General features: G+C 61.8%; 7 protein-coding genes and 1 pseudogene. 1 reads left to right on the forward strand and 7 read right to left on the reverse strand.

The genetic code is table 11. The features are described 5' to 3' along the window. Positions 1 to 123: 123 nt before the first annotated feature. Positions 124 to 768 (reverse strand): hypothetical protein, encoded by a 645-nt coding sequence (locus tag RLDS_RS30435; RefSeq protein ID WP_020819416.1) that lies wholly within the window; start codon positions 766 to 768, stop codon positions 124 to 126. A 61-nt stretch (positions 769 to 829) separates the two neighbouring features. Beyond that, entirely contained in the window at positions 830 to 1,864 is a 1,035-nt protein-coding gene (locus RLDS_RS30440) for a deazapurine DNA modification protein DpdA family protein (RefSeq protein WP_020819415.1), read from the reverse strand. 28 nt (positions 1,865 to 1,892) lie between these two features. On the opposite strand from RLDS_RS30440, the gene RLDS_RS30445 reads away from it, so the two are divergent. Next, positions 1,893 to 2,387 carry a hypothetical protein gene (locus RLDS_RS30445; protein ID WP_020819414.1) on the forward strand — a complete coding sequence of 165 codons (495 nt, stop codon included), beginning with the start codon at positions 1,893 to 1,895 and terminating at the stop codon, positions 2,385 to 2,387. Positions 2,388 to 2,422: 35 nt separating this feature from the next. Here the strand turns inward: RLDS_RS30445 and RLDS_RS30450 are convergent, their stop codons facing one another. From RLDS_RS30450 to RLDS_RS30470, 5 genes and pseudogenes are all read right to left on the reverse strand, one after another. After that, positions 2,423 to 2,929 carry a thermonuclease family protein gene (locus RLDS_RS30450; protein WP_020819413.1) on the reverse strand — a complete coding sequence of 169 codons (507 nt, stop codon included), beginning with the start codon at positions 2,927 to 2,929 and terminating at the stop codon, positions 2,423 to 2,425. A 53-nt stretch (positions 2,930 to 2,982) separates the two neighbouring features. Next, the gene (locus RLDS_RS30455; protein ID WP_100239852.1) at positions 2,983 to 3,429 is read right to left on the reverse strand and encodes a hypothetical protein; all 447 of its coding nucleotides are present in this window, start codon (positions 3,427 to 3,429) and stop codon (positions 2,983 to 2,985) included. A 151-nt stretch (positions 3,430 to 3,580) separates the two neighbouring features. Further along, entirely contained in the window at positions 3,581 to 3,787 is a 207-nt protein-coding gene (locus RLDS_RS30460; protein ID WP_020819411.1) for a hypothetical protein, read from the reverse strand. Between the two features lie 32 nt (positions 3,788 to 3,819). Continuing rightward, positions 3,820 to 4,161: pseudogene (locus RLDS_RS30465) on the reverse strand (DUF6927 domain-containing protein); the annotation flags it as partial. Positions 4,162 to 4,181: 20 nt separating this feature from the next. Next, positions 4,182 to 6,077, reverse strand: a 1,896-nt coding sequence (locus tag RLDS_RS30470; RefSeq protein WP_021224407.1) for a reverse transcriptase domain-containing protein, incomplete at its 5' end; no start/stop codon positions are given.

Raw genomic sequence — 6,077 nt, forward strand, 5'->3', positions numbered from 1 at the left:
CGAGATCAACGCTTGCCGTTCGAACGAACTTTCCGTGAAAGGTATATAGAGGCGATAGGAATAGCCCGACTCCTGGACGCCGATCCTGACGCGGACGAAAAGAATGCGCATGATCGCCTTCGTTCAGGCGACGAGACGGGGAACAACGGGCTGCGATGTGGACAAGCGAAGCTCCCGCCGGATTCGTGCGGCGAAGCGGCCCGGGTCGACAAGTTCGCGGATTGACGCCCAACAATTACGGTCTCCAAGATGATCGTCGCGGCCCTGCACCTTGCGAAAGCACACTTCCCGATCGGGACCGGAGAGGCCGAGCGAGAGTTGCACCCAGACATCCTCGCCGTGCAGCGTCACTTCGCCTGACACGGCGGGACCACCCTTGTTGGACCGGATATCGAAACTGCCCTCGTCGAGCGCGAGGGCGTCGGCCAGGCGGCGCATGGCGGCGCGCCCCTCCGAATGAAACAGGCGCTTGGCGGGCTCGTCATGGGCAACGCCGCGATAGGCGAGCGTCTTCAGAACCGGCCGGTTCCGCAGCTCGGCGATCCGCGCGATGCAGTCGCGCCGCAGATCCGCGTCCGGTGCACGCGTTTCGCACACCGTCCCCAGATGGCGCGCAAGCAGAATAACCGCCGGATCACGTTCGAGATCGATGCCGGCGTTGCGGCAATCGGTGATGGCGGCGTGGATCGCATGCAGCGCCGTGCCGATCGTGATCAGCGCGCTGGGATCGAGAGCCTGACTGTAGCGGAAGGCGAGATCATAATTCATGAGAGTCTCCGGGTCTCGAGCGGTTCGGCCGCTCACACCTCCGTTCCCCCTCTCCTCACCTTCAGTCCGCTGATGCTGCGCCGTAGATGTCCGCTGCCCATTGCTCGGTCCACAGGGCCGTCATCTCGTCATGGTCGAGATCGCCGGTTTCGATGAGATCGCGTATCTCGCGGCGCGCCTGTGCGATCACCCGCTCCCAGGGGTCTGCCGGTTCGGGAGGTGGCGGCACCTCAGGTTGCACCGGCAACTGTCGCGAAGGCCGATCAAGGCGAGCATGCTGTCTGAGCAACCACTGCGTCATATGGTCCGCCACCAAGCGGTCGGTCTTGGCTTGACCACAACGTCGCGCGGCGATGCGCGCGCTGACCCCATAGGCCTGGCTGTCGATCGAGGCGATACGATGGGCGAAGGCGGTGAGATAGGGGATGGCGGCGCCCTTGACGCCGAAGAGATGCAGACGGGTCTGCCTTGGCAGCACCTGGTCGAGACGATCAACGACGGCGATCAGTCCATCCGCGCCATGGACAGGGCGCCGGCACATGCTGCCGACACCGACAAGCCCGGCGCGCTCGATCATATGCGCGAGCGCCACTGCACAGCGTTCATAATCACCGGGATGACGTCCCTGAATGACCGGCATGAAGGTCGCATCGATCCCGGCATTTTCAGCGCGCAGCCGGCATTCGATGTTGGCCCGGATGGTACGGGACATGCGGTCGAGCACCTCGTTGCGATCGCTGGCCACTTCCTGCTCGACGCAATAGTCGAGGCTTGCCCACCAGCGGAATGGATAGGCTGCGGCCAGGCCGACATAATCATCGACCGTCCAGGGATAGCGCCCATAGGTGACCATTGCGCTGAACCCCGCGCTGTCGAGGCTGAGGCTGCGAAGACCATGCGCATTCATGAGTGGCCGCGTCGTCCAGCCGGCCCATTCGCGCCAACCTCGCTTCGTCGACCAGCGCGACAGGGCATTGGCGGAAATCAGGACGGGCTGCTGAAGCTGTCGGGCGCGCCGCAGGAGCACCCCATCAGCAAGGTGCGGCAGTCCCACCATGACAGCGATCGAGCGTGACTTGACCGGATAATTGTTCATGTTATGTTCCATTCAAGGGAGATTTTTAATGACCGAGCAGGCCGCCCGCTATTTTGAACCGTTCGATCTCGATGTGACGCTGCGCGATGCCGCGCTTGACGATCAAAACCGCCCCACCCGCCGCATGCTGGCCAATGCGGCGATCGGTATGCATGTCGAGGATGCCTATTATTCGGTGCGCGAACTGCGCGAGGCGATGTCCTGGGTCCATGAGGGTGAGACGGGCGGCAAGCGCAAGCTCGCGTCCATCCTGAGCAATCCGGCAGGCGACGATTTCCAGCGCTGCATCTATTTCTGCCTCGCTGGCCGCGGCATCGTCGAGATGCTCGACGATCTGATGTGGCTCGAAGAGCTGCTCGAAGCGCGCGGCCGCGTCGCGGGCAGCATCCACCGCCGGAAAATCAGGGCACGTCCGCTGGTCTCGCCTTATGTAGCTGACGAACCGGATGGCCCTGTCGTCGCCTCAACCGAGAACTTCAGGCAAGGCCGTTCCTGGTGGGCCGATCCCGGCCTCACTGCCTGACGGGACCGCGCGGTACGCCGCTCCAGCCTTGGAGATCACCGCTCACAAGCGAGGCGGTCGCCGCGCCGCCACCGAGCCGGCTCGATCCACTGGCCAGCGAACGCGCCAGCCTTGTTTCGCTGCGCGGCGGCAAAGGCTTCGGTATATTGCTTCGCACGCGCCGGATCGGTTTTCAGGAATTGGGGTTGGGGAATGGCGAGACCCGCGCGGATCAGCGTCTCTCCGAGATCGCGGCCTTTCACGGTCACAGTCGCCACCGGCCGACCATAGCTCGAGCGGTTGGTGAGCCGGATTTGGGCGTCGGCTTCGCCCAGAATCCGCGCGGCATGATCCTGAGCCGCCTTGCCACATTCCCAGCACGACCGCGCCCGTTCACAGAGCTGACGGCGCTCGAACGCATCGACACCAAGGAGACGGAAATCGGCTGCAATCGTGTCGCCATCGAGCGCGCGAGCGGATGCGGTAAACCCCGGCTCATTGACGGGAGCACCCCGGACGTCGCATGCGGAGACAAGGAATAGGAAACACAGAAAACGATACATTCGATGTCTATGACAAAGGGCGCTGATCTTTTCCATTGCGTCGAACACGAAGTTCAGTCCCCAGGAAACCAGTCGAACGTCAAGGTGCGCGCGCCGGCCCGGCTTTCGAGTTCAAGGACGTCGGCAATGGTCCAGATCTTGCGGGATTCGCGCGCCAGGTCCGCGTAACCACCGTAGGTGCAGCCGCCATGCACGATGAACTGGGCGTGGATGTTCTGGGTCGCCGCTTCGGAGAGAAAGAAGCCCGCAACGCCCTTGATATATTGTGGCGGGAGAACGCCCAGCATAGCGTCGTAGAAACGCTGCGTGATCCGGCTGAGAGGAAATGACGCCAATGTTTCGGCGCGCGTGCGTTCGAAATAGGCGTTGGTGGACTCGACAACAGCGTCGGGATGGCGATCGCGGTGACGCGCGAGCAGCGCGGCTGCGTCCTCCCTGCTGTGTGCGTAGTCGAGGGGGAATTTCGAAGACCGCGCGGTAATGTAAAAGTTAGTGTCCATGGCGGATCCTTCCAGCTTGGAGAACACCGTCATTCATCCCCCTTCCCTCTTGCCATGGGTCGCGAGCGGCGGGATCATGGGCCTGGCTGCGTTGCAGCGGCGGTCAGCATGCGGATGGGCTTTGCTCCGGAAGACATGAATGGAGAGGGCTTCAGGCGACCATCTCGAGGACGATCAGGCCCGACGACGCAGGGTCGGTAGAGATGCGGAAAGGCTGCAGCGGATCGGTAGTGCGCAGGATGCTTACCTTACCCTGCGAATGATCGAAAATCCGGCTGGCGACGCGCAGGGCATTCTCGCGGCTGCAGAGCAACTGGCGTTTGGGAGACAGACAACGCCTGTCGATGGCCGTCGTCATGACCTGATCCCTTTCTCCTCGAGGATTGACGCTCATGCAAACAGCGTCTTGTGGATCTTGGTGACCGGTACGACCACCCAGGCGCGCGTCATGAGGCGACTGATCCGGTAGAAGCAGCCATTCTGCGGATCGCGAAGCACGAGCCTCCGGCCGCGCTTGCAGACGACGAACTCCTGCGCGACATTACCGTCGGTGAAGGTCACCGGCTCGGGAAGCCGGATGCGATCCCCGTCCGCGAGTTTGCGCGCGCGGTGCGCAAGGTTCGCCCGGCAACGTGCGCGCCAATCGAGCGCATATTCATGCTCGGTCGGGCTCAGCAGATCGAGGATCGCCGCGGGGCAGTCGGCCTCGCATGGCCCCATATTTTCGGTCAGTCGGGTAGGATTGGTGCTGCTCATGGAGTCAGCCCTGATCCCCCCGCCGAACCGCACGTGCAGCTTTCACCGCATGCGGCTCTCCACTGTGACGAACCATCACTTTGCCGTAGATCGGGCAGGCGGCCTCTGTGAGTATCCCAGTGGCATTGCTCGCACAGGACCACCGTCCTGCGGGCGCGTGCCACCTTCATTCTCACGACAAAACCGCGGTGCGAAACATCGGCCATCCCCCGGATATGGTGCACCTGACACGGAACATCGGATCGACCGCAAGCCTCGCATTGCTTGGCATTCTGACGATCAACCCAGTCCGTACGTGAGTGGGTGAACACCTGCGTCCAAGGCTGGATATCAATCCTGGACGAGGTGGCCGGATCACGTTTCAGATGAGCCAGTTTCCAGACTTTGACCGATCGGGGCTGGCCATCGACGTCGTAGCCGATGGTGAATTCCTGCCCCGTCCTCATGCGGGCCAAGACCGCTCGCACATTGGTTTTGTGCTTGCTGGCCAAGGTCTTGAACAAGCTCCACCGCTGGAGAAACTCAAGCCTGTTCAGCTTGAAGCTCACATCCTTGGCGAGAGCATAGTAGTTCGCAAAACCCCGCAATTCGGCGTTGTAAGCTAGGACGATCTCAACGTCGCTGCAGCTGAGCAGCAGGCTACGATGACGCGGCTTCAACACCGACAGATCACCATAACCTTTTGCAGAAGCGAACGCGTGGACCTTCTCCCAAGGGACATGCAGCTGCATCACTTCCGACGGCGGCCTACGAAGGAAGCTGACGGAACCTTGTCGGCTCCGGACAACCCGTTGGCGTGTCGTATATGTGCGGACCTCATATCCAAGGAAGGCGGCTCCATCGCTCGCCTTGCGGATACCGCTTTTCTCCTCGGACACCGTGAGCGCCAGCGCCTCGGTCAGGAATGCCCTGACTTCGGCGAACACGCTTCGTGCATCCTCCTTGCTACCGATAACCCCAATCATGAAGTCGTCCGCGTAGCGACAGTAACGAAGTCGGCGATAACCGGGGTCCATCGCGTCTCTCGACGGGATGGACCGCTTTTGCGGCAGTAAGGTTTGGATTTTGGCCAAGGAGGCCGCAACCTTCACCTCGTCGACATTGTCTTTGGCCCGCAGCATGGTGACGCGCTTCCGTTGTTTCTGGATGCGCCCAGCCAGTCGCCCATATTCCGGGTTCGTGGCACGGACCTTCCCCCTCTCGAAAGCCGCGATCCGTTCCGCCATGAACATATCGAGTTCATGGAGGTAGATGTTGGCCAAGATTGGAGAGACGATACCGCCCTGCGGAGTGCCGCTGTAGGTCCGGGTGTGAACCCGGTCTTCCATAACACCCGCCTTAAGCATGCTGCCGATCAAGCCGATGAATTTCTCGTCATCGATCCTTTTCCGCAACAGCCGCAGGAGGATGTCGTGGTCGATGTTCTCGAAGAACCCCGCGACATCCACATCTACGAGCCATTTCACCCCCGTCCATACGGCTTTGACGTGTTCAAGCGCCGTATGACACGACCGGCCCGGCCGGAATCCATGGGAGGCGTTCGAGAACACCGGTTCATAGATCCGTTCGAGCAGTTGCCGCGCCACTTCCTGAACGAGGCGGTCGTCGCGCGTGGGAATGCCCAGCGGACGCCGTTTGCCCTTGCCTTTCGGGATAAACACCCGACGCACTGGTTTGGGATCATAGGTCCCTGCCGTCACGCTGGCGATAATCGGGTCGAGGTCTTCCGGTCCGAAGTCCGCGAAGGTCTCGCCGTCAATACCCGGCGTCATCGCACCCTTGTTGGATCCGATCTTCTGGAGCCCCTCCTCCCAAAGGAGGCGAGACCCCATCAGACGATAGAGTCCATTCACCCTTTTGCCCGACGCAACGAGCGCCGGAATGGCCTCCAA

It is taken from the genome of Sphingobium lactosutens DS20, from assembly GCF_000445105.1.
GTDB classification, from domain to species: Bacteria; Pseudomonadota; Alphaproteobacteria; order Sphingomonadales; family Sphingomonadaceae; genus Sphingobium; species Sphingobium lactosutens.

What these genes read in the sequence shown, in the direction of transcription:
- RLDS_RS30435 (WP_020819416.1), bottom strand. Translation starts at nt 768, where the DNA reads ATGAATTATGATCTCGCCTTCCGCTACAGTCAGGCTCTCGATCCCAGC.
- RLDS_RS30440 (WP_020819415.1), bottom strand. Translation starts at nt 1,864, where the DNA reads ATGAACAATTATCCGGTCAAGTCACGCTCGATCGCTGTCATGGTGGGA.
- RLDS_RS30445 (WP_020819414.1), top strand. Translation starts at nt 1,893, where the DNA reads ATGACCGAGCAGGCCGCCCGCTATTTTGAACCGTTCGATCTCGATGTG.
- RLDS_RS30450 (WP_020819413.1), bottom strand. Translation starts at nt 2,929, where the DNA reads ATGTATCGTTTTCTGTGTTTCCTATTCCTTGTCTCCGCATGCGACGTC.
- RLDS_RS30455 (WP_100239852.1), bottom strand. Translation starts at nt 3,429, where the DNA reads ATGGACACTAACTTTTACATTACCGCGCGGTCTTCGAAATTCCCCCTC.
- RLDS_RS30460 (WP_020819411.1), bottom strand. Translation starts at nt 3,787, where the DNA reads ATGACGACGGCCATCGACAGGCGTTGTCTGTCTCCCAAACGCCAGTTG.